At 45.3% G+C, this 23,453-nt stretch carries 24 protein-coding genes and 2 pseudogenes; 23 read left to right on the plus strand and 3 right to left on the minus strand.

Annotated features, from left to right (window positions below; genetic code table 11):
• Positions 1 to 393 precede the first annotated feature (393 nt).
• The 5 genes from AACS90_RS07565 to AACS90_RS07585 all read left to right on the plus strand — a co-directional run bounded on the left by AACS90_RS07565 (position 394) and on the right by AACS90_RS07585 (position 5,448).
• Entirely contained in the window at positions 394 to 807 is a 414-nt protein-coding gene (locus AACS90_RS07565) for a hypothetical protein (RefSeq protein WP_153043671.1), read from the plus strand.
• Between the two features lie 1,031 nt (positions 808 to 1,838).
• The gene (locus AACS90_RS07570; RefSeq protein WP_099122451.1) at positions 1,839 to 2,708 is read left to right on the plus strand and encodes an integrase domain-containing protein; all 870 of its coding nucleotides are present in this window, start codon (positions 1,839 to 1,841) and stop codon (positions 2,706 to 2,708) included.
• Positions 2,709 to 2,801: 93 nt separating this feature from the next.
• Entirely contained in the window at positions 2,802 to 2,939 is a 138-nt protein-coding gene (locus AACS90_RS07575; RefSeq protein WP_193757219.1) for a hypothetical protein, read from the plus strand.
• A 28-nt stretch (positions 2,940 to 2,967) separates the two neighbouring features.
• Positions 2,968 to 3,234, plus strand: a complete 267-nt coding sequence (locus AACS90_RS07580) for a helix-turn-helix domain-containing protein (protein ID WP_099122367.1) — start codon at positions 2,968 to 2,970, stop codon at positions 3,232 to 3,234.
• Between the two features lie 654 nt (positions 3,235 to 3,888).
• Entirely contained in the window at positions 3,889 to 5,448 is a 1,560-nt protein-coding gene (locus AACS90_RS07585; protein WP_099122368.1) for a GmrSD restriction endonuclease domain-containing protein, read from the plus strand.
• A gap of 657 nt (positions 5,449 to 6,105) precedes the next feature.
• Here AACS90_RS07585 and AACS90_RS07590 read toward each other — a convergent pair.
• From AACS90_RS07590 to AACS90_RS07600, 3 genes are all read right to left on the minus strand, one after another.
• Positions 6,106 to 7,263: a tyrosine-type recombinase/integrase gene (locus AACS90_RS07590; protein ID WP_099122369.1), complete on the minus strand. Its 1,158-nt coding sequence runs from the start codon at positions 7,261 to 7,263 to the stop codon at positions 6,106 to 6,108.
• A 394-nt stretch (positions 7,264 to 7,657) separates the two neighbouring features.
• Positions 7,658 to 8,053 carry a hypothetical protein gene (locus AACS90_RS07595; RefSeq protein ID WP_099122370.1) on the minus strand — a complete coding sequence of 132 codons (396 nt, stop codon included), beginning with the start codon at positions 8,051 to 8,053 and terminating at the stop codon, positions 7,658 to 7,660.
• A 276-nt stretch (positions 8,054 to 8,329) separates the two neighbouring features.
• Positions 8,330 to 8,941 carry an XRE family transcriptional regulator gene (locus AACS90_RS07600; RefSeq protein WP_099122371.1) on the minus strand — a complete coding sequence of 204 codons (612 nt, stop codon included), beginning with the start codon at positions 8,939 to 8,941 and terminating at the stop codon, positions 8,330 to 8,332.
• Positions 8,942 to 9,123: 182 nt separating this feature from the next.
• Between AACS90_RS07600 and AACS90_RS07605 the strand changes: the two genes are divergently transcribed.
• The 18 genes and pseudogenes from AACS90_RS07605 to AACS90_RS07690 all read left to right on the plus strand — a co-directional run bounded on the left by AACS90_RS07605 (position 9,124) and on the right by AACS90_RS07690 (position 23,444).
• Positions 9,124 to 9,360 carry a transcriptional regulator gene (locus AACS90_RS07605; protein WP_099122372.1) on the plus strand — a complete coding sequence of 79 codons (237 nt, stop codon included), beginning with the start codon at positions 9,124 to 9,126 and terminating at the stop codon, positions 9,358 to 9,360.
• Positions 9,361 to 9,406: 46 nt separating this feature from the next.
• Positions 9,407 to 10,189: a helix-turn-helix domain-containing protein gene (locus AACS90_RS07610; protein ID WP_099122373.1), complete on the plus strand. Its 783-nt coding sequence runs from the start codon at positions 9,407 to 9,409 to the stop codon at positions 10,187 to 10,189.
• Between the two features lie 174 nt (positions 10,190 to 10,363).
• Positions 10,364 to 10,789, plus strand: a pseudogene (locus tag AACS90_RS07615) (ATP-binding protein).
• Positions 10,786 to 12,147, plus strand: a complete 1,362-nt coding sequence (locus AACS90_RS07620) for a replicative DNA helicase (protein ID WP_099122374.1) — start codon at positions 10,786 to 10,788, stop codon at positions 12,145 to 12,147. The pseudogene AACS90_RS07615 and the gene AACS90_RS07620 overlap by 4 nt, the downstream one beginning before the upstream one ends.
• An 18-nt stretch (positions 12,148 to 12,165) precedes the next feature.
• On the plus strand, positions 12,166 to 12,555 hold the full coding sequence (locus AACS90_RS07625) for an antiterminator Q family protein (protein WP_099122375.1): 390 nt from the start codon (positions 12,166 to 12,168) through the stop codon (positions 12,553 to 12,555).
• 219 nt (positions 12,556 to 12,774) lie between these two features.
• On the plus strand, positions 12,775 to 12,975 hold the full coding sequence (locus AACS90_RS07630) for a hypothetical protein (protein WP_069318274.1): 201 nt from the start codon (positions 12,775 to 12,777) through the stop codon (positions 12,973 to 12,975).
• Positions 12,976 to 13,074: 99 nt separating this feature from the next.
• On the plus strand, positions 13,075 to 14,112 hold the full coding sequence (locus tag AACS90_RS07635) for a DNA-methyltransferase (protein ID WP_099122376.1): 1,038 nt from the start codon (positions 13,075 to 13,077) through the stop codon (positions 14,110 to 14,112).
• A gap of 151 nt (positions 14,113 to 14,263) precedes the next feature.
• Positions 14,264 to 15,100 (plus strand): DUF2829 domain-containing protein, encoded by an 837-nt coding sequence (locus AACS90_RS07640; protein WP_099122377.1) that lies wholly within the window; start codon positions 14,264 to 14,266, stop codon positions 15,098 to 15,100.
• Between the two features lie 150 nt (positions 15,101 to 15,250).
• Entirely contained in the window at positions 15,251 to 15,583 is a 333-nt protein-coding gene (locus tag AACS90_RS07645) for a phage holin, lambda family (RefSeq protein WP_099122378.1), read from the plus strand.
• The gene (locus AACS90_RS07650) at positions 15,573 to 16,007 is read left to right on the plus strand and encodes a lysozyme (RefSeq protein ID WP_099122379.1); all 435 of its coding nucleotides are present in this window, start codon (positions 15,573 to 15,575) and stop codon (positions 16,005 to 16,007) included. The genes AACS90_RS07645 and AACS90_RS07650 overlap by 11 nt, the downstream gene beginning before the upstream one ends.
• On the plus strand, positions 16,004 to 16,453 hold the full coding sequence (locus tag AACS90_RS07655; protein ID WP_099122380.1) for a lysis protein: 450 nt from the start codon (positions 16,004 to 16,006) through the stop codon (positions 16,451 to 16,453). Before AACS90_RS07650 ends, AACS90_RS07655 begins: the two co-directional genes overlap by 4 nt.
• A gap of 979 nt (positions 16,454 to 17,432) precedes the next feature.
• Positions 17,433 to 17,789 carry an HNH endonuclease gene (locus AACS90_RS07660; RefSeq protein ID WP_099122383.1) on the plus strand — a complete coding sequence of 119 codons (357 nt, stop codon included), beginning with the start codon at positions 17,433 to 17,435 and terminating at the stop codon, positions 17,787 to 17,789.
• 168 nt (positions 17,790 to 17,957) lie between these two features.
• A complete protein-coding gene (locus tag AACS90_RS07665) occupies positions 17,958 to 18,452 on the plus strand; it encodes a phage terminase small subunit P27 family (RefSeq protein ID WP_153043672.1) in 495 nt (164 codons plus the stop codon).
• Positions 18,449 to 20,179 carry a terminase large subunit gene (locus tag AACS90_RS07670; RefSeq protein WP_099122385.1) on the plus strand — a complete coding sequence of 577 codons (1,731 nt, stop codon included), beginning with the start codon at positions 18,449 to 18,451 and terminating at the stop codon, positions 20,177 to 20,179. The genes AACS90_RS07665 and AACS90_RS07670 overlap by 4 nt, the downstream gene beginning before the upstream one ends.
• Before the next feature lie 21 nt (positions 20,180 to 20,200).
• A complete protein-coding gene (locus tag AACS90_RS07675) occupies positions 20,201 to 20,365 on the plus strand; it encodes a hypothetical protein (protein ID WP_193757224.1) in 165 nt (54 codons plus the stop codon).
• Complete coding sequence (locus tag AACS90_RS07680; RefSeq protein ID WP_099122386.1) at positions 20,365 to 21,597, plus strand: phage portal protein; 1,233 nt, start codon at positions 20,365 to 20,367, stop codon at positions 21,595 to 21,597. The genes AACS90_RS07675 and AACS90_RS07680 overlap by 1 nt, the downstream gene beginning before the upstream one ends.
• Positions 21,575 to 22,231 (plus strand): HK97 family phage prohead protease, encoded by a 657-nt coding sequence (locus AACS90_RS07685; RefSeq protein ID WP_153043673.1) that lies wholly within the window; start codon positions 21,575 to 21,577, stop codon positions 22,229 to 22,231. Before AACS90_RS07680 ends, AACS90_RS07685 begins: the two co-directional genes overlap by 23 nt.
• A gap of 12 nt (positions 22,232 to 22,243) precedes the next feature.
• A pseudogene (locus AACS90_RS07690) lies at positions 22,244 to 23,444 on the plus strand (phage major capsid protein).
• Positions 23,445 to 23,453: the final 9 nt, after the last annotated feature.

Raw genomic sequence — 23,453 nt, forward strand, 5'->3', positions numbered from 1 at the left:
TCACTAGAATGCAAATGTCAGATTGCGATGCGCCTGTTAGGGCGCGGCAGGTAAGAGAGCCTTATAGGCGCATATGAAAAACCCCCGGCTATGCCGGGGATACTTATTTCATTTTTGTATTCACATCCTGTTAACTATGAAACCTTATATGCGTTCTCAATTAGAAATGGTGATGTTTTTCATATCAAAAGTGGAGTGTTGGTTAAAGATTATCTTGATGCTTATTATGACTTCTTTGTTAATAATTATGAAGAGTATAAAAGCAAAATCCCAATTACAATTAATGAGCTAATAAGTTGTAAAAAATTAACTGCTTTATTGTTGGGTAATGTTGAAGGGAAATTTAATCTCTCAGGGTTTAATTCCCCGTCGCTTGCGACGAGCAAATAAGAGTTGAACGATGCGAAGCGGGTGATTTCATATCGGAATACCCCGCTGCTTGCGGCGGGGATGTTTATTGGGTTTAATTTCCCAAGTGAATATAACGATAATGGAATGATTGATGTCATTAATAATTTTGATAACCTTATTAAAATTTACAATCAAGATAAAATAATGTTTTATGATGAGTTTAAAGAATGTTTATTGAACACTAATAGAGAAAATATCTTTGTCGATTTTTTATTACAAAATTATGTTTGCTATATTCTTTATTTTGATATGGATGAAATTAATAATTTCTTAGACTGTTTCTCAAAAGAACGCGATTTATGTGGCTTTTTGATAAATAAAATTTTTTACAATCCAATTTTTATAAAAAAATACTCATCGAACAAAAAAAGAATTTATCTTCATATGACCGAGTGACTTGTTTCTTAGATGAGGAAACGATTAACATATATAGTCATGATTGAGTTTTGATTTATCCTTTATATTTAGCGACTCACTATTTTTCCATTTAAAAATATGAGTCGCTATAAATTTTAGAGATAATAGTCTATCGATACCTTTTTAATGTCAAAAATTTCTCTTGTCGCAATTCAAAAAAATCGCTAATCTGAACCGACTACTCACCATCACAGATGGTTACTTAGCTGTAATGGCAAAAAACTCCTGTAGCCTGAAAGGGAGAGCAAAATTGCGGTACATCTGCGCACTTTTGGAAGCAGATATTGTCAAACATAAACCCCTTGTTTGACGATGAAAGTCTCTTAAACTAAAAAAGACCTCAGAAAGGTGTTTTTATCTTGTCACCCAATTGTATTGAACATTGGGTCATGCACTTATTTTTCATACCAACATCAGACTCTGCCTCCGTTTGGCTTTGGCCTTATGAGCGATGTTTTGATCCTATTTCATGTCATAAACACCGCGTGGATTTCACGCGTTTGGTTCATATTTTTACTGTCTCTGCTTGAATGATTCAGCGGACAGATTTTCTACACACAAATAATTAACCCATCGCTACCGTTTGACATCGAGTCTTGCACCGTTTTGCTATGCCTATCGGCATTTCAACGCCCGCACGACTTTTGCTGACTATTTGCTGAATTTAAGGCGTCACTTTTGGCTGGTTTATCGCTGAAAGTGACGCCGCAGCCAAAGAACCACACAACCATTACAGGCTCAGGCCTGCTTAACCACACAGTGAATCTGACACTGCATTTTTAGATTGAAAAAGGAGAACTTGACGATATCGAGGCTGGCTTTTTGCCAGTGGGGATGACCTGTTTATGCAGGCGGCAGTACAGCGTACTCAACCGATACCCCGCAATACCTCAACCTGTGTTCACTCTGGCGCACAGATATCCGTCAAGGGCAAGGCAGATACTTTTTGTTTTGCCGCACTGACGCGCGCCAGAGATCGCATATCGTTAGGTATCAATAGGGAAAATGAGATGAGTCGATTGATTAAAGAATTAAAGTTTTTTGCCCGGCAAGGTGGCGGTAGTCATAAAACTTGTCATGATCGTATTCGGATTGCAGGGCGTTTGGGCGCGTTGTTGTTGAGCCTGAATATTCAGGTTAAAAATCTCAGTCATTTGAAAGCCAAACATGTGGAACATTACGTTGATGCCCGTCTATCTCAGGGGATTGCAAAACGAACAGTGCAGAATGAGATGTCCGCACTACGTAATATCTTCCGCATGGCAGGCAGAGAAAAACTGGAAACCTCGCCGCGTTTGAGTAACCAGGCATTGGGATTAAGTGGAACCAGCCGCGCCGGAACGAAACAGGCGATTCCTAATGCTACATTTCAGGTTGTTTATCAGAAGGCGCTTGAACGTGATGCCGGATTTGCCGTCACATTGAAACTCGCCCGCTTGCTGGGATTACGTTCTCAGGAAGCAGTACAATGCAGTACTTCACTGAAAAGCTGGTGCAAACAATTGGAACAATCAGAGCCGAAACTACATATTGTCTTCGGTACAAAAGGTGGCCGACCAAGACAAACCCGTGTATTGGATGTTACAGCGGTAAAAGAGGCTGTCGAGCAAGCCATTGCTATTGCAGAACAACAAGGTGGCAGGTTGATTGATAAACCAGATCTCAAGCAGGCCATGAATTACTGGCGGACACATACCACAAAAATAGGTTTAACAGGTCGCCATTCTCCCCACAGTTTGCGCTATGCGTGGGCACAGGATGCTCTGGTGTTTTACCAACAAAATGGTTTTAGTCGTCAGGAAGCACGAGCATTGGTTTCAATGGATTTAGGTCATGGTGATGGTCGCGGGCGTTATGTTGAGCGGGTTTATAGCCGTTAAACTTAGTCGTTCAGTTATTGAGTAAGCTAAAACAATCAGTTAAAGTATTCCCGCCATTAGCAAAATCTAATGGTCAAGGCGTCGCGGCCTTGAATGATCAACCCACTGGTAGGAAATTTCTACCAGTGTGCCTGTTATCGCCTTTTCAATGGTGGTTCAGGCAGGGAAGGCATTGCCTTGCCGGAATGGTTGATCTCCGGTCCGCGAACCCTGTCTGAATCGCCACCATAAATATTAATTAATGGAAGGGATAACAGGAATGAATAACGACATTAGAAATGATTGGCACCAAGCCGATATAATTGCTGCATTACGTAAACGGGGTACAACCTTAGCGGCTGTTTCTCGTGAAGCGGGACTCAGTTCATCAACATTAGCCAATGCATTCAGTAGGCCGTGGCCTAAAGGCGAATGGATAATTGCGAATTATCTTGGAATCCATCCTTCGGAAATCTGGCCTAGTCGGTATTTTGATATGAATGGTCAGCTTATTGAACGGGTAGCCCGTAAAGTTTCCATTCAATAGTTTCTCAATAAAATAAACCATGAGGAAAAATAATATTTATAGCTGTTGATTTTATGCTCATGGTTATTTTTTTATTATATGAATCATAGGCGTATATAAATATTTCATGATTAATTCTTCTTAGTGATGTTGTTATTGACGATATTACTTTAATCATAATTTTAGATATATTTATTTTGATTTAAAATTAAAATGTGATGCTGATTTTTATATGGAGGTTTAAATCGCACTCCCTGATTTTTTAAAGTAAAAAATATTCTTAATTTGTTGTTTTTGCCTAATCTGTCAATTTTGATGAATAATAATTACTAGAGGGCATCGATTAGGATACTGATGTAACAAAGATATTCTTCGTGACTATACCCTTTGTATCTGAAAATGGCTATTTGGGGTTACTTTCTTTTGCTTACTATCAGTAGCATAGTGATCTATACTCCAAGGGATTTATTCTTTTGCTCTGCAACACATTTTTAAATACATAGAGTATATGTGGTTGATTAGGTTTCTCACTAGTTTCTATTTGAAATTTTTTCGAGTGGGTAAGGTATAGCGCATTTTACTTAGAGAGTGATTTTTATGCTTATTAGCTCACGCTAATTATTTTATTATTTGCTAATATTGTTGAAAATACATTTGAGAGAGTGGTTATAAATTATGGCTAGCAAAGCTAATCTTGTAAATTTAGATGCTATGATAAAACGTGCAGATTTTGCATCAAAATCAGATAACGATACAACTTTTGATACTATTCATAATATCTCTGTTAGGGATTTAAGTGATTTTATTACTATTCTTAGAAAGCCAGATTTTCAACGTGAAACTAATCACTGGTCTCCAGACCAGGTAGTGTCTTTACTAGAAAGCTTTGTGTCTGGTGATTTAATCCCATCTGTAATTTTATGGAAGTCTAGTTCATATTTATTCGTAATTGATGGTGGACATAGGCTAAGTGTATTGCGAGCTTGGGTTGAGGATGATTATGGTGATAAAATAACGTCTTTAAAATATTTTGATGGCAAAATCTCTGATGAGCAGCGTGCCATAGCTGAAAAAACAAGAAAATTAGTTAATTCTAAAATTGGTAGCTGGGTTAATTTTCATAAACAAAAAAATGATGAAGATTTGTCAGATCAAGATAGAGCAAAAATAACAACTATCTTAACGAGAGGACTACCTATTCAATGGGTTAAAGGTGATGTTGATAAAGCGGAGACATCTTTTTTTAACATAAACATGAAGGGGACTCCTCTTGACAATGTTGAAGAACTCTTACTAAAAAGTAGAAAAAAACCTACGTCAATAGCTGCTAGGGCTGTGATTAGGGCAGGAAAAGGGCATAAATATTGGTCTGCATTTAGCGATGAAAACTCTATAAAAATAGAGAAAGCTGCTTCAGAATTGCATGCTACGTTATTTGATCCTAATTTAAAAAGGCCAGTGAAAACTCTCGACTTACCATTAGGTGGTTCTCGAGGAGTTCGAGTTGCATTAGAGCTATTGATTAGCTTTATTCTTATTGCTAACAGAGACATAAAGGGAAATCCTAAAAGTATCTATGATCAAGATGATGATCAAGATGGACATTTAACTGTTGAAGTGCTTAAAAAAGCAACTAAATTGGCCAACCGAATAACTGGTAATGATAATGGAAGTTTAGGTTTACATCCCGCAGTATATTTTTATGGACCAACAGGAAGACATTCAGGTCCAATGTTTATGGGAACTGTTGAATTAATAGCTAGAAAATTAAGAAATAATGATAAGGAATTTTTTAATAAATTCACTAAAATAAGAGCTAAGCTTGAAAGTATTTTAATTAATGATAAAGATTTAATAGCAACAATTTTGCAAAAACATGTTAGTAATAAACGAGTTCCTAAGTATTGTGATTTATTAGAGTTTGTAATAAAAAGGTTAATAAATAATGAGGGGATCACAGATGAAATGCTTATTAAGGAATCTGGTCTGAAGAGTAAAGTGATAGCTGGAATATCCTATACTGGGCAAAAAGGTTTTAATGATGATAGCAAAAGTCAAGTGTTTATTTCATCAGCTCTAAAATCAGCAATGAAATGTGCGATTTGTGATGGGTATTTAGATGCTGAAAAATCTATTTCATATGATCATATTACCCGAGTTCAAGATGGAGGAAAAGGTAATAATGAAAACTGCCAGCTAACTCATCCTTACTGTAATATGAGTGTTAAAAATTAATAAAATAAATATAGTAGCTAACTTTTATTTTTAAGGTTGAGCTACTTAAATTTTAGGAGGTAAGCCCCTATTTTTTGTTATTAATCTAGTGGTGTTTTAGAATGAATTTTTTATAATTGTAAGTCACATAAGTTATGGAGCCGTGATAATATAGATTGCCAGCAGGTTAATAAACAAGAGTATTCTGTTAAGTTTTATTTCTGATTTTAAGTGATTTTTTAAAGACAAGGTAATAATTAGTGAAATTTATTTTTTCAAAATTCTATAATACTGAAATGGTGGATTTAAATACTTTTCCGGAAATTGCATGTTATATTAAATATAAATAATTAAATCAGAGAGTTATTTTTTATCTCATAGTATTAGAGTATTTCTGGAATTTAATGATTTTGTTAGCAATTGTATTAATTTTTGAGTATTGAGAGAGGTATAGATTATATTGAGATTATTATTGCATTTTCAGTAATATTTATTTTTATTGATGATATTTTTGCAATGAAAACTCATTATCAACAGTATCGTTCAGAAAACAAACATGCAAGCAGAGGCAAAATAATATGGGGGTATTACAGGGGGTATGATAGAAAATTGAACTAAATAAAATCATTTAAAAACAATAATATGATTATTTTTATCGAATCCTGTAGGGACTTACCTCTATTTTTTAACCGCTATTTTTCCTGATTGGGACGAATTTGGGACACCTCCGCCAAAAAGCAGGTCAATTTGTCGCGCATGTTCGGTCAGATGATTCGGTGCTAAGTGTGCATATCTTCTAACCATTTCGATTGACTCCCAGCCGCCCATTTCCTGCAAAATTGATAATGGAACACCTGATTGTACTAACCAGCTAGCCCAAGTGTGTCTCAAATCATGAAAACGAAAATCTTCGATTCCTGCTCGTCTTAACGCTGCATTCCATGCTGTATTATCATCAACACGCATCTTTCTCACATTAGGCAGTGCCATTCCGTTTGGACTGATTGATGATTTCGTATGAACGAAAACCCATCTGTTATGGCTTCCTATCTGATCCCGTAACACCCTGCAAGCTGTTTCATTTAGGGCTATCCCTATAGCCCTGGATGATTTGCTTTGATCTGGGTGTATCCATGCAACCTGTCTTTGCATATCAATTTGTGACCACTCCAGATTAATAATATTTGAGCGTCTCAACCCTGTAGCCAGCGCAAACTTAACGACTGACTGGAGTGGTTCGGGACATTCATCAACTAATCTCTGCGCTTCATGAGGCTCCAACCATCTGACTCGTTTTTCTCTGACGGTTGGGACTTTAATCACAGGGGCTTTCTCTAACCATTTCCAATCTCTTTCGGCGGCTCTTAATAGAGCCTTAATCAAAGCTAAGTGCTTTGCCTTGGTCGCTACCGATACTGAGACTTCTTTATAGGCTGGGATCTCGTGTCCTTTTTTCTTGGCTGCCTGAACCTGACTTTCCCAGCGCTCCTTGGCCTTGCGGTTTTTCATCTTGCTAACCGCCGTGTAAATGCTGGCTTCGGTAATATCTTTTAATCTCACTCCGCTGAAGTATTCCAGCCAGAACGCCATACGCCCTTTATCATCATCCAGTGATTTTTTATCGGCCTTTTCCTCAATCCAACGTAAACAGGCTTCATCAAACGTCACATCAGGAAAATCACCCAGCCGTTCTATGCGCCATAATTCGGCCTTTCTTCGATCGTGCAATTCCTGAGCTTGCCTCTTGTCCGTTGTTCCAAGCGATTCCTTAATTCTTTTGCCGCTTGGTGTCGTGTAGTTCCCGTACCATGTATTTCCTCTACGGAAGATTGACATTTTTTATCTCCTTTTTCTGCCACATCTACCGTGCTCACAGGCACAGTTTGGATCGAATTGTTAAGGGCTGCAATACATGCCGCGTATGTAAATAAATAAGGGGATCGGGGTCTGGCGGGATCTTTCTTGTTGTAGGCTATTTTACCTATAGCGCACCAATGGGATAATGTATCGACATTAATGCCGATAAAGTCAGCCGCCTGCTTTCTGGTAAGACTGGCTTTTTTCTTATTCTTATAATTAGCAACGAGCCTCATTTTATTTTTCTCCGAATAATTTACACATTTTGCATACAATAAACCTGCACAAATTAAGCGCTTAATTTCATGATTAAGTCGTTTATTTTTATTTCAGGCAATCCATTGCTGTTATTTTCCTTGCATTCATGAATGTGTTAATTATCAATGAGGGTAGTTTTTATTTCCGGGGCTGAAAATTGAGTAAAAGGCAATATATCCACTAAATTCATATACCGTCCTCGCCGCTGATAGAGTGCATAACCGTAATCGACAATCAGTTCTAAATGATAGTAAGGCACAGGCTCGGTATGTTTTGGGCTGACCCGATACGTCGCTAAAATATGATGTTTAAATTCATCGTTATTCTTTATATCCATGTCGTGATGCTGGGTTTTGCCCTGACGATATTGATCTGCCAAAAAGGTGATATGTGTTGTTTCTGCATGCAGGCTGTTTTTTTGTGCGATATTGGCAACAATGCCTTTAATGTTGATAGCCTTTTTTTGTTGTGTTGCCGGTTTTTTGATGATGGCAGAAATGAAGGTACGCATAAATCCTCTCGCTTATTAGGGTAGTGATTATTCCTATCACTTTGATGCCACTAACATTATCACTTAAATTTCATTGAATCCATACCTAAAGTGATATAAAGCAAATTTTTTAATTATCTTATTGATATCTAATAATTTTAATTTGATATTATTTGAATGATTTTAGATCTTGATGGGGATTATTATTTCAGTGAAAAGGAAGATACTGCATTAAAAACAGTATCTTATTGAAGATAGAGGCAGGGGTTGGTGGTGTTTAAAGTCGGGAGAGGAAGGTTATCGTTTTCGCTTCATGTGACGAAATAAATACACAATCACACCGACGATTTCCATGTCGGGAGAAAGGGTTATCAAGGGGATACGTGAGTCATCCACAGATAAAAAGCTGAGCGCTCCCCCTTGTTTATAACGATAAACGGAATAGTGTTCTCCGATGCGTACATAGACTAAATCATCATTGGCGATCTCTTCCTGTGTATCTACCACGATCACCGTCCCTTCCGGCGCTTCAGCACAGCCGGTATTTTGGGTGATGCGATAAGCACGACAGGATTCAAAGGCGGTTTGCTGTTCAGAAAAGGCCGGCACCATGAAGCACTCCGGGGTTTCTTGTTCTGCTTCATAAATTTTTACCGGTGCATAACGGTTGTCATGCCTGACAGAAAAATCAGTATCACCGGACTGTGATTTATGACCACTGCCATCACTCAGCCACTCTGGGCGAACGTCAAGCGCCTTGGCTAAATCAACGAGCCGGCCTGTTTTGGTTGCGTTCCCGGAAAGTAATTTCCATATCATGGATTGCGCCATGCCGGCTTTTTTTGCCAGCGCAGATTGGGTTAGCCCCTTATCTGCCATAGCTTCTTTTAATCTATCAGCAAGAGTCATAAGTGCCTCATGAGTGGTTCCCGCATTTACGTCGAATACCGGGGATAAACCCAAGAACCGCTGTCTTGGAACATTTTTTTCTTATTCTATCTCTAGAGTGATATCTTTACAAGCACTCCAATAGTGATTTATATTGACCTTTAGTGATACTGCTATTGCCGTGGTGTTGGAGAAAGGGAAGAATGAAAAACAGTGTAATAAAAAAAGTGATAGATATCGCAGGCAGTCAGGCCAAATTGGCTCAGGTACTGGGGTGTGCGCAATCGCTCGTCAGTGCATGGTTGTACGGAAAAAAACGGGTTTCGGTATCACGGGTCCCCGCTATTGTGGTGTTTTCAAACGGGGCGGTTCAGGCGCATGAATTGCGTCCTGATCTGCCTACCGTTTTCCCGCCGCCTGAAGCGAAAACCCCGCAATAAATTTCCAATTCCCGCTGGTGGCGGATCGATAACAGGGAGAAATGGCATGAGTATGAGTCTGATGGCGAAGGCAATGAGTATCCGGGTGGGCAATCCCCTGAGGAAACTGGTGCTGATTAAACTGGCCGATAATGCAAACGACAAAGGGGAGTGCTGGCCCTCGTATCAGCATATTGCAGATCACTGTGAATGCAGCAAAAGCGCCGTGCGAAGTCACATTGGTGCCCTGATTAAGATGGGTTTGCTGACCAAGGAAAACCGGCTGGGTAATCACAACGGGAAAGGGAATGCCTCGAATGTTTATTACCTGAATTTATCCGCTGGCCCTGTGTCACCCAAAAGCATACCCCCTGTGCCACCGGTTGGCAGCCCTATGCCATTTGCTGACACCCCTGTGCCGCCCAATGGCAGACCCCCTATGCCGTCAGATGGCACCAGAATCAGTCACTCTTTTGAACCCGTCAAGGAACCAGTCAAAGAACCTATAAAACCCCAAGGGGCTGGGCAGGAAAAACAGGCAAAAAAATCCGTATTCGATCCCCTGACGGCCAAACCCGAGAATGTCAGTGCCGAAATATGGGCGGATTGGGTGACGTTCCGACAGGAGATCAGGAAGCCCCTGACCGAAACCAGTTGCCGCCAGCAGGCCAAGCAACTGGCAGACTGTCCTAATCCTGACGCGGTAATTTGCACCTCCATTGCCAACAGCTGGCAAGGGTTATTTCCTGACAAGCAGAAATCCGGTCGGCAGCCCCAAGTCAACACCCATAGCGGATTTGAGCACAAGTGTTATGAATCACACGGCGCGAGCTGGACAAAAAATCTTTAAGGAGCAGCAGACGTGATGGAAACAACGGAACCGGGAATATTGAACATCGTTCCCCGCTTTGCACAGGCCAGTTTTGCCACCTACCAGCCACAGAATCGCAGGGCAGAAATCAATCTGAAAACCTGTCAGGGCTACGTCCAGACGTGGGCGGAACGCAAGCGAGCAGGGGAAGGCATGATCCTGTGTGGGCGTCAGGGAACTGGGAAAACCCACCTTGCCATCGCTTTGTGCCGGGAAATTGCCGCAGGCGGGGATGAAGCCGTGTTTATCACCACCGCATCGCGCATCATCCGGGCATTTCGTCGCTCATGGAACCGCTAAGGGGAGATGAGTGAATTTGATACCCTGAAATTTTACAGCGAGCGGGATTTGCTGGTGATTGACGAAATCGGCGTGCAGTACGGCACGGAGTCTGAACGTCATATTCTGTTTGAGGTGCTGAATAATCGCTATGAAGATCTGCTGCCCACCATTCTGATCAGTAACTTGCCCGTGACTGAGCTGGCGCAGTTTTTGGGTGATCGGACGCTGGACCGAGTGCTTCAGGGCGGCACGGTACTGGCCTTTGACTGGGAAAGCTACCGGAGGGAAATCGCATGAATGTCTATGATTTGGAAATGGCCGTTATCAGTGGCTTGTTATCCGGTGGGGCGACCCCGGATGCCTACGACGTATTAGCGGTGTTACCGGATGAGGCGTTCAGTTCCGTTCATCTGCGCCGGGTGTACGGCGAAATCAAAAAGCAGGCCCTGAGCAGTGCGATTATCGATCCCTTTTTCATTGCGGATGCGATGGGCGAAGAACGCGGTATTCTGGCTAACTTGCTGGAATTAGCCAAAACGCCGGTCTGGCGGGCCAATTTAAAGGGCTATGCGGAAAAAGTCATGCGTTACTGGCGGGTACGTCAGGTCACTGATCTGATTAACCGCTACCAGCAAGAGATCCAGGCCTGTGGCAATCACACGCAAGCGGAAGCACTGGTTGAGGCGTTTGCCTCCCGGTTTAACGGGATATCCCAGAGCGAGAGTAGCGTACAGCCCGTGGTCATCGGTACCTTACTGGACAGGTACGTTGAAACACTGGAGGCGCGCAATCAGGGCAAGACCGGCATGATCCTGACAGGCATTGAGCCGCTGGACGAACTGACCGGCGGATTTAACCCGACTGACCTGATTTTACTGGGCGGACGCCCGGGCATGGGAAAAACGGAACTGGCCCTGTGCATGATTGAAGGCATGACCCGCGACGGGGGCGGGGCGTTGTTGTTTTCCATGGAAATGGCAGCGCAACAAATTGCCGAGCGCATGGTGGCAGGTTCGGCGGCGATGCCGGTGTCTAAACTCCGAAACTGCGAACTGTATGATGAGGACTGGGGGCGTATTGGCAATGCGCTGGGTTCGCTTATCGACCGGGATATTCATGTGCTGGATGCCAGCGATCTGAGTGTCGAACAAATTTGCGCTATCAGTGAAACCCATAAGCGTCGTCACCCGAACTTAAAGGGCATTTTCGTCGACTACCTTGGATTGATTAGAAAACCCCGGGCTGACCGTCATGACTTAGCGGTGGCAGAAATATCGAAGGCACTGAAAGGCCTGGCGAAACGGCTGCATACCCCGGTCACGGCCTTGAGCCAGCTCTCAAGGGACGTGGATAAACGCCCCCTGCATCAGCGTCGCCCGATAGCGGCTGACTTACGTGATTCCGGCTCGCTGGAGCAGGATGCGGATCGCATCATTTTTACCTATCGGGATGGGGTGTATAACCCACTCAGCCCCGCCAGCTCGTACGCGGAAATTATTCTGGAGAAGAACCGCCACGGGCAAACCGGCACGGTTTATCAGGCATTCCGGCACGGTCATTACCTGCCGACCGATCAGATATCAGCAGCCGAAATTTGCCGCCGGTCGCAACAAACCCAACAAAAACAACGCCGTTATGCCGACAGGGCGCTTTGATCACAGGGGAGGGTATGAATGCGTGATATTCAGTTAGTGATGGAACGTTGGGGGGCATGGGCGGCGGATAATCGTGACGGGGTTTACTGGTCCTCCATTGCGGCAGGCTTCAAAGGACTCATCCCGAACCGGGTGAAATCCCGCGTACAGTGTTGTGATGATGATGCCCTGATTATCGCCAGTTGCATGGCAAAACTGAATCAGCAACAGAGTGAGGCGCATGATCTGCTCTTTGATTATTACGTCTTTGGTAAAACGTTGATGCAACTCGCCCATGATCATCATTGTTCGGATACGCACATCGGGAAGCGATTACAAAAGGCCGAAGGCGTGATTGACGGGATGTTAATGATGCTGGATATCGCACTGGACATGGATAAAGACACCCCGTTAGTGCAATATCCCTAATATGACTGCCGATAAAAATAACGCTTTACGATCGTAAAAACGGTGCTATTGTGATAAACGTGATAGCAAAGTCACCCGGCTTATTCATACCCGGCAGCTTAATCCTTGCCCCGTGCAAGGTTTTTTTACGCCTGAAATAAACATAAGACTTGCTGTTGTCTTTGGTCAGAGTTACATGTGTGTTCATGCATAAAAACTGCCCGGAGGGTTAAATTTATCATGTTAAAACATGAAGATATGACAATAACAGCCGCCTGTGTTTTAGATGCCGTGCCTTTGCATACGTGGTTTTCTGTTTCTGAAGTGTCTAAATTAATGGGGCTGCCTGAACCCCGTTGCCAACTATTGTTAACCCAATTTCGTCTGGCGGGTTTAATGGAAAGCCGGGACGATGACACGTTTTTCAAACGTTCTCCCTGATGGGGTTATTTCCCAGAACGTGAAAGCGCAGCCGGTGAATGCCGGCTTTTCGTGTTGTCGTTTTCCTGAGAACAGTCAGCGTCGAGAGGAAAAAAGCGGATGGATTTACGCCCTGTCACCTTAGTCAACGATGACTCCCTGAAATTTATCAAAACCCTGCCGGATAACTGTATCGACTTAATTGCCACGGACCCGCCGTACTTTCGCGTGAAAGACTGTCACTGGGATAACCAGTGGGAAGACGTCACGGCTTACCTTGCGTGGCTGGATGAACTGTTGGCTGAGTTCTGGCGGATACTGAAACCGAACGGCAGCCTGTACATGTTTTGTGGTTCGCGTCTGGCCTCGGATACGGAATTGCTGGTGCGGGAACGGTTTAACGTGCTGAGCCAGATTATCTGGGCGAAACCATCCGGCCCGTGGCGCAGGCAGCATAAAGAAAGTCTGCGCATGTATTTTCCGGCCACAGAACGTATTATTTTTGCCGAACATTACCAAGGGCCATACCACCCGAAAGGCGATGGCTATTTCAAACAATGCCGAGAACTGAAACAGTCGGTGTTTAAACCGCTGGTGGATTATTTTCGGGATGCCCGAAAAGCGTTAGGCATCACAGCAAAAGCCATACACAAAGCCACCGGAAAGCAGATGGCCAGTCACTGGTTCAGCGACAGCCAGTGGCAGTTACCCAGTGAAACGGATTACCAAAAGTTGCAGGGACTGTTTGACCGTATCGCCAAAGAAAAGCATCAGCGCGGTGAACTGAATACGCCTTATCCTGAGCTGGTGGCGTCTCATTTAACCCTGTCGCGTCAGTATGACGAATTACGGCAGGAATACGGTTTAATGCGCCGCTCGTTCACGGTGACGGCAGACGTGCCTTATACCGATGTCTGGCATTTTGCGCCGGTACAGTATTATCCAGGCAAACACCCGTGCGAAAAGCCGGCTGATTTAATGGCCCATATTATCCAGTCCAGCAGCCGGGAAGGGGAACTGGTAGCCGATTTCTTTATGGGTTCCGGGGCGACACTGAAAGCGGCGTTAAAACTCAATCGTCGTGTGTTGGGGGTGGAGCTGGAAGAGGATCGGTTTAAGAAGACGGAGCAGGAAATCAAATTATTTATAAATAAATGAATTGGGTCCAGTGGATTGTAAAAATGACCACACAAGGCTAACCGATATATTCAATCATAAGAATTTATTAATATATTCATCCTGTTTAACAGCAGGCGGAAATTAAATATTAAATTTAACTTCCCATTATTTATAACTATAAGGAAATAATATGTCTGAATTTATTAAGCCTGAACATGAATGCCCTTTTGAACCAAAACAATATCAGTGTGATTGTTTTATTGCGCCAGTGGGTTCTTTTTCTTGGGCTTTGATTCAATTAAAACTACGCAAGCGCGTTACCCGTTCTGTTTGGGTGAATTGCCACGAGAATAATGAGATGTATCTGGCTATCACTCCACGTGTAAATAATTTAGCCGTGGAAAAAGATAGCGCTTATGCTGTTGATGGCGTTGCTGTTGGGACTCAATATGATTATTTGACACATATTGATCTGCGCAATGAACACGGTAATTTTGTGCCGTGGCAGCCAACGCAGGAAGATATGATGGCGTGTGACTGGCAGTTTTTTGAAGATAAGGTAAAACCAACACCTGATTCGAAACCAGAACCAGAAGTAAAACCGGAGCCAGAAACACCAAAGACTCTTAAATATAATTTAGTCTTTGATGCAACACCAAAAGCTCACTCTGGAGCAGTTTTGGGTGCACTGTGGAGCTTCGAGGATCCAGTCATTGTTGAAAGCAACCTAACAAAAACATATGGATATCCTTACCGTGTTTATTGGTATGGTTCTCAATATAGTACTTCATCTGCTAATACAATCAAAATACAATTTAAGGGCCAAATTCCAGAACTGAGCAATAAGACTTTGATAATTACTGTAGATGGTAAAAAGTATAACCTTGGAGTTTTGACAGAAAAAAGCAGTAATTCAACAAATGTTGAAACACATCTTCGCTATGCGAAAGGTGATACAGCAGAATTCGGTAAGTTGCTAGAACAGGCAGGAAAAAAATATCGTTTCCATTGTGAGTGGTATGAATAATCCACTAGAGGAATTCTTTTTACCCCAGTATTTACTGGGGTTTCATCCTTGCTGTCGCAATTACTTTAGTTGACATTTTCATTTAACTGCAACTTGCAGGGGCCAACCTATTTAATTCCACTAACACCCATTGTTCTAATGGCGAGGAATATGAAGATGAAAGATAATCCTGATATTTGGGTACATCTCGGTGACTGGTTCATATCAATAAAAGAGCAAGGTATCGGTGCAACCCTCGCCGGAACAATGGCATTTCTCCGAGGCCGCTATAATGGTAGTGGCTGGCTAAAAGTTTCTATCGATGCCTTTATGTGTGCCATGTTCGCCTGGTTCATTCGTGATGTATTAACTCTGTTTGGTCTGAATCCTGATTTAGCCTACATCGGCAGTGTGGTAATAGGTTATTTGGGTACGGACTTTATCGGCCAATTGTTGCGTAAATCGGCAGAGAAAAGAACGGGAGTTTCTTCTAATGGAAATTAGCGATAAAGGTACGGAGTGCATCAAACAATATGAAGGCCTGAAACTAAAAGCTTACCCTGATCCCGCAACAGGCAATATTCCATGGACTATTGGTTATGGTCATACAAAAGGGGTGAAAAAAGGAGATCTGATTACAGAACAGCAGGCCGAAGCATTTCTGCGTGATGATCTCCAACCTATTTACACCACCTTAAAGCAATGGGTTAAAGTTCCGCTGAATCAAGGCCAGTTCGATGCTTTGTGTTCGTTTATCTTCAATTGTGGTAGCGGTAACTTTTCGAGGTCCACTTTATTGAAAAGGCTCAATCAAGGCGATTACACCGGCGCAGGAGCCGAGTTTTCCCGCTGGAATAAAACAGCAGGCAAGGTTATGCGTGGGCTGGATAATCGCAGGGCATCTGAGCGCCAGATGTTTTTATCATGAAGTTTAATGTTACCTCTGGCGTTGTTATTGCCTTGATTATTGCTTCAGCCGCAGCTTTCTTATACCGCTCTGGTTATAAGAAACAGCTCGGCATTAATAGCGACCAGATAACTGAAATTCAGCAACTGACTGACACTATCGACTATCAGAGCACGCATATTGACATGCTGCATGAACTGGATAGCAAACACACTCAGGAACTCGCCAATGCCAAGACTGAAATTGACACTCTTCGGGCTGATGTTGCCGCTGGTCGTCGCAAGCTGCGCATCCAAGCCACCTGTCCTGTGCGTGAGGCCACTTCCTCCGGCAGCGTGGGCACTCCAACCTCCGTCGAACTCACTGGAGAAACTGGATCAACTGTTCTTGATATCCGAGAAGGCATTATCAACGACCGGGCAAAATTAAGCTATTTGCAGGAATATATCAGAACGCAGTGTCAGTGAGTTGAGAATAAGTTTAATACATAGACCAGCTACCGAGGACTTGCCGTTTATAAATCTCTATAGATTTAATGCCAGAATATCGAGTCAATACAAATTTCACGCCATTACATGAGGAAAGGTCTTGAGTGAAACCTAATGAGGCTAGTATTTCTCGCGCATTAATGATGGTAACGTGTGGGCGATAACATAATTGTGCAATACTGTCAGTTTCAACAACCAACGTTGTAGGTGTTAAAGGGTTATCTTGCTTTAAAAATCCACAGAGACATAGATAGTCGAAATATACAGCGAGAAAATTACTCTCATTGCTAAGAGGAAGCACTTTTAGCTTGTTTTTTACAAGCGGGTACCCGGTTCTGAATGAGTCGAGTGGATTTATAGGCATAACAACCTCCGCAAAAACATATTTTAGATAACCAATAACACCATTTTCCACCTACAGCAAATTAATAATACTTAATGATTTATTACCACTTGAAATTAAAACTAATGTTTTTACCCATTTCCTGAATAAGTTGTACAGGGATTTCGTATCAGCTTTGACTGCCCTTAGCTGTTAAAAGACAGGGATATATAAATCAAACTGGTTAAATATGCTGAATGAGGAAAGTAGCTGACAGCAATATGCACGCAAAGTAGACTGAAACTCCAATAAGGTTAATCAACAAAGGGAATTTGTTTTATGCTCAGAGGGTTATATGTCCTGTTTTGTTCTGCTTTTTTACCAGTGGTTACTATTGCAACATTAGGAATATTGTGTGCGCTACTCGAGTTGATTGGGGAAGATAAGGCAAAAAATTACTCATTTAAGGATTGGATAGATATCGGCGTGATAGTTATCATAGCACTCTGTCTTTGTTACTTCTTTTGGTCTCAACTTCCTGAACTCCTCGAGTGGTGGGATGAAATTTATTCAATATAATCAATTGGGTTATGACAACCACCTTCGGGTGGTTTTCTGTTTTATGGAGGCCAGAATATGCCACCCCGCATTCCTCGCGCCTGCCGCAAGTCAGGTTGCCCAAAGACCACTACGGATCGCCGTGGCTACTGTACTGACCATATCCACACGGGCTGGCAATATCATCAACAGGGCAGGAGTCGACACGAACGCGGCTATGGCAGTCAATGGGATAAGCTAAAGACGCGAGTCAAACAACGGGATAACTTTCTGTGCCAGCACTGCTTACGGCAGGGGCTGGTGGTCACAGGCATCACTGTTGACCATATCCAACCCAAAGCCCACGGTGGCACCGATGCGTTAAGCAACCTGAAATTGTTGTGTGAAGCCTGTCATCGACAGAAAACCGCGACCGAGCGATTACGAAGAGATTAATTTCTGATTGTAACCATTACTCATGCCATCGTTATAGGGGGAGGGTGGGTCAAATCCCTGCCCCTCTCGCTCCCAAGGACCGCTACCGTGGGTCTTTTTTTATCCCCGCGAAAAATGAAATTTAAATCACGCGTTTTTCACTGTTTTTAAGCACGGGAGGTGTGGTGTATGGCCGGAACGGCGGGCAAGTCAGGTCGTCGCCCCAAGCCGACGGCACGCAAGGCACTGGCCGGCAATCCGGGCAAACGCAAGCTGAACCGGGATGAACCGACGTTTACCCCGTTGACGAGCGTTTCACCGCCGGATTGGTTTGCCGAAGGTGAAATGTCGCTGGCCGGGGTGATGTGGGCGCTGACCAGCAAGGAATTATGCGCACAGGGATTACTGTGTGTCACGGATCTTGTGGTACTGGAACGCTGGTGTGTGGCTTACCAGTTCTGGCGCAACGCTGTGATGAATATCGCCCGGCAGGGCAATACCGTGACTGGTGCAACCGGCGGACCGATTAAAAACCCGGAGCTGACGGCCAAGAAAGAACAACAGGCTGAAATGGATACCACCGGCTCGATGTTGGGACTCGATCCGAGCAGCCGTCAGCGTCTGATTGGGGCGGCAGGTCAGGCTAAAACGGACAATCCGTTTATGAGGATGATTGCATCATGAGCCGTAAATCTTACCTGAATGTCAATGCGGCGAACCAATATGCCCGTGATGTGGTGCGCGGCAAAATTGACGTAAGTCGTTACGTCAGAGAGGCCTGTCAGCGGCATCTGGATAATCTGAATCAGGAAAAGAGCACGCTATTCAAATATCGGTTCGATAAAGCGCTGGCCGAACGTGCCGCGAAATTTATCCAGCTCCTGCCGCACACCAAGGGTGAATGGGCGTTTAAGCGGATGCCGATCACACTGGAGCCGTGGCAGTTATTTATTGTCTGCTCAGCCTTTGGCTGGGTGCATAAAGGCAGCCGGTTACGCCGCTTTCGGGAAGTGTATACCGAAATTCCCCGTAAAAATGGCAAATCCGCCATTTCAGCCGGCGTTGCCCTCTATTGCTTTACCTGTGATGACGAATTCGGCGCGGAGGTTTATTCCGGCGCGACCACGGAGAAACAGGCGTGGGAAGTGTTCCGTCCCGCGAGATTGATGTGCAAGCGCACGCCCTTGCTGATTGAGGCATTCGGCATTGAAGTGAATGCTTCCAATATGAATCGTCCGGCAGACGGAGCCCGGTTTGAGCCGCTGATCGGCAATCCCGGGGATGGGCAGTCACCCAGTTGTGCGATTGTGGATGAGTACCACGAGCATGATACCGATGATCTCTACACCACTATGCTCACAGGAATGGGCGCACGGCGACAGCCGCTGATGTGGGCGATCACCACGGCAGGTTATAACATTGAAGGCCCGTGTTATGACAAGCGGCGCGAGGTGATCGAAATGCTGTCCGGCAATGTGCCCAATGAAGAGCTGTTCGGCGTGATCTATACCGTGGATGAGGGGGATGACTGGACCTCACCGGACGTATTACGCAAGGCCAACCCGAATATGGGGGTCTCAGTCTATGCTGATTTTCTGCTGAGCCAGCAACAACGCGCCCTAAATAACCCGCGTTTAGCCAGCGTATTCAAGACCAAGCACCTGAATATCTGGGTGTCTGCGCGGGAGGCTTACTTCAATATGGTGAGCTGGAAACAGTGCGAAGACACCTCACTGGCACTGGCGCAGTTCGAGGGACAGCCCTGTTTTCTGGCCTTTGACCTTGCCCGCAAGCTGGACATGAACAGCATGGCGCGGCTTTTTTCACGTGAAATCGACGGCAAACAGCATTTTTACAGTATTGCGCCACGGTTCTGGGTGCCGTATGACACGGTTTACCGTGTGGAGCAGAACGAAAATCGGCGCAGTGCTGAGCGTTTTCAGAAATGGGTGGAAATGGATCTGCTGACCGTGACGGAAGGTGCCGAAGTGGATTACCGCTACATTCTTGAAGAAGCCAAACTCGCTTGTCACCGGAATCCGGTTAATGAAGCACCGATTGATCCCTTTGGGGCCACCGGCTTATCTCACGCACTGGCGGATGAAGGTATTAATCCCATCATCATTACCCAGAATTTCACGCATATGAGCGATCCGATGAAAGCGCTGGAAGCGGCTATCCAGTCCGGGCGTTTCCATCATGACGGTCACCCGATTATGTCGTGGTGTATCGGCAATGTGGTCGGGAAAACGATGGGCGGTAATGATGATATTGTGCGCCCGATTAAAGAGCAGAAAGACAGCAAAATTGACGGTGCGGTGGCGTTGATGATGGCGATGGGGCGGGCGATTTTGCACGCAGCCCCCAGTCTCTCCGATCATTTGATCTCCCACGGTGTTCGCTCACTCTGAGGTTTTTTTATGAAATTATTAATGATGGCTGCCCCGCTGGTCGGGCTGGCCGGTGGCGCTCTGCTGTCTTACGGCGCATGGCGGCTGTTGCCGGCTGCGGGATTGATGGTGGCAGGTGTGTTATGCCTTGGCTGGTCGTATGGGGTCTCACGTATGTTGAGCCAGAAACCCGATAAGGAGACCTGATGTTTTTCCCCGGCTTATTTCGCAAATCCGCCGATGCTATGACCGCCCGTGATTTAAGTGAATTGATTGGCCTGTCCTATGATACCTACAGCGGACGGCGGGTCAGTCCACAGTTAGCGATGCAACTCACCGCTGTGTTCAGTTGTGTGCGGGTGCTGGCGGAATCGGTCGGCATGTTGCCCTGTTCGCTGTATGAGCAATTAGAACGCGGCAACCGACGTGCTGTTAAAGAGCGGCTGCATCAACTGTTGTCGGTCAAACCCAATCACTATATGACACCGCAGGAGTTCTGGGAGTTGCTCATTGCCTGCCTGTGCCTGCGCGGTAACTTCTATGCCTACAAAGTGAAGGAGCTCGGGGAAGTGGTGGAGTTACTGCCTCTCGATCCAGGCAGTGTCACGGCAAAACTCAACAAAGATTGGCAGCCGGACTATCAGGTGACCTTCCCGAGCGGTGAAAACCGGACGCTGACACAGGATGAACTCTGGCATGTGCGCATTTTTACACTGGATGGTCTGACCGAGTTAAGCCCGATTACTTACGCCCGGCAAGCGATAGGGCTGGGGCTGGCCACCGAAGAGCACGGTTCTCGATTGTTTGGCAACGGGGCCGTGACCAGCGGTGTCCTGCAAACGGATCAAGCCTTGAAAGAGGAAGCCTATCAGCGTCTGAAAACGGATTTTGAAGCCCGTCATCAGGGGCTGGTCAACGCCCATAAGCCGATGATCCTGGAGATGGGGCTGAAATGGCATCAAATCAGTTTATCGGCAGAAGATGCGCAGTTTCTGGAAACCCGTAAGTTTCAGTTGGAGGAGATCTGCCGCATCTTCCGGGTGCCGTTGCATATGGTGCAGAACACTGACCGCGCTACCTTTAACAACATTGAAAATCTGGGGATCGGATTTATTAATTACTCGCTGGTGCCCTACCTCACCCGCATTGAACAACGTATCAATGCCGGACTGGTCAGAAGCAACAAGCAGGGACGGTTTTACGCCAAGTTTAATACCGGCGCCTTATTGCGCGGGGACATGAAATCCCGCTTTGAAGCCTATGCCACCGGTATTAACTGGGGGATTTATGCCCCGAACGAATGCCGGGCGCTGGAAGAACTGAATCCTCGCGAGGGCGGCGATATTTATCTCACGCCGATGAACATGACCACGAAACCCGATCAAGCCCCGAAAAAAGAGGAAGAAAACCATGCCGATGCTCACCCAACAACGACTTGATATGCCGCTGAAAATCAAATCGGTCAGCGATGCCGGCGAGTTTGAGGGGTACGGTTCCGTGTTCGGTCTCAAAGACAGTGCTGACGATATTGTCTTACCCGGTGCGTTTGCCAATACGCTGAAGCAATGGGGTGAAAAAGGCAGTCTGCCTGCCTTGCTCTGGCAACACCGGATGGATGAACCCATCGGGATTTATACCGACATGAAAGAAGACGAAACCGGGCTGTATCTCAAAGGGCGGTTGTTGATCGAGGCGGATCCACTGGCAAAACGGGCGCATGCCCATATGAAAGCCGGATCACTTTCTGGTTTGTCGATCGGCTACACCCTGAAAGACGGAGAGTATGACCGAACAAAGCAGGCTTTTTTATTGAAAGATCTCGATTTATGGGAAGTCAGTCTGGTGACTTTTCCCGCTAACGAGGATGCGCGGGTGAACAATGTGAAATCCGCCTTGGCCCGGGGTGATATCCCCAATCCCGGTCGTATTGAACGGGTTCTGCGCGATGTTGGACTTTCCCGCGCTCAGGCTAAGGCTAAGGCCTTTATGGCGAAGGGTTACGAGGCCTTGTCTTTGCCTGATGCTGAGACTGCCTTGGCATTAACGGCCCTGAAATCATTACATTTTAACTAACCGGAGTGTTTGATGGCGATTGAAGTTAAAGAAATACAACAGGTTGCGCAGGAAATTCAGCAGCGTTTCGATGAATTCAGGCAGAAGAACGATCAGCGCATTGAGGCCATCGAAGCCCAGAAAGGGAAGTTGTCCGAGCAGGTAGATACGCTGAATGGCAAACTGTCTGAGCTGGATACCCTGAAAACCGCGCTGGAAGAGGAGCTGGCGGGGCTGAAACGTCCGGCAGGCGCCCGCAGTGAGTGAACACTAAGCGGCGTTTGCTCAGTTTCTCCGCAAGGGCAAGGAAGAGGGGCTGGCCGCGCTGGAACAAAAAGCGATGCAAACCACCATCGATCCTGAAGGTGGCTATGCCGTGCCGGAAGAGCTGGATCGCAATATCATCAATGCCCTGAAAGACGAAGTGGTGATGCGTGCTGAGTGTCACGTGGTGTCCGTAGGCAGCCCGAATTTCAAGCGGCTGGTGAATCAGGGCGGCACGAACAGTGGCTGGGTGGGGGAAACCGATCAGCGCCCGGAAACGCAAACACCGAAGCTGATGCCCATCGAACCGACATGGGGCGAAATTTACGGCAACCCTGCCGCGACCCAGACCATGCTGGATGATGCCTTTTTCGATGTGGACGCCTTTATTTCTTCTGAACTCACACAAGAGTTTGCTGAGCAGGAGGAGCGTGCGTTTACCCACGGTGACGGCAAAAATAAACCGAAAGGCTTATTAGCTTACGGCAGTGATGCGCAGGAAGACAAAGCTCGCAAATGGGGCACGTTGCAGCATCGGTTGCTGAAAAAGCCGACCGAGATCACCGCCGACGACATACTGCAGCTGATCTACACGCTACGTAAACCGTATCGCACCGGCGCAAAGTTCATGATGAACAACAATCTGCTGTTTCAGGTGCGCACCCTGAAAGACAGTCAGGGCAACTACCTGTGGCAGCCGGGCCTGCAAGTGGGGCAACCTTCCGCCTTGCTCGGCTACGGTATTGCCGAGAATGAGCAATTCGCCGATTTGGGGGCCGGTGCTGTGCCAATGGCGTTCGGGAGCTTCAAACGCTGCTATACCATTTTGGATCGTCTTGGGGTACGTATGTTGCGCGATCCCTACACGCACAAACCGTTTATTCACTTTTATACCACCAAACGGGTGGGTGCTCTGCTGGTGGACAGCAACGCCGTGAAATTGCTGAAAGTGGCAGAAGGTAAGGCGTAATTATCAGGA

This window comes from Xenorhabdus sp. KK7.4, assembly GCF_963876465.1.
Taxonomy (GTDB): domain Bacteria; phylum Pseudomonadota; class Gammaproteobacteria; order Enterobacterales; family Enterobacteriaceae; genus Xenorhabdus; species Xenorhabdus stockiae.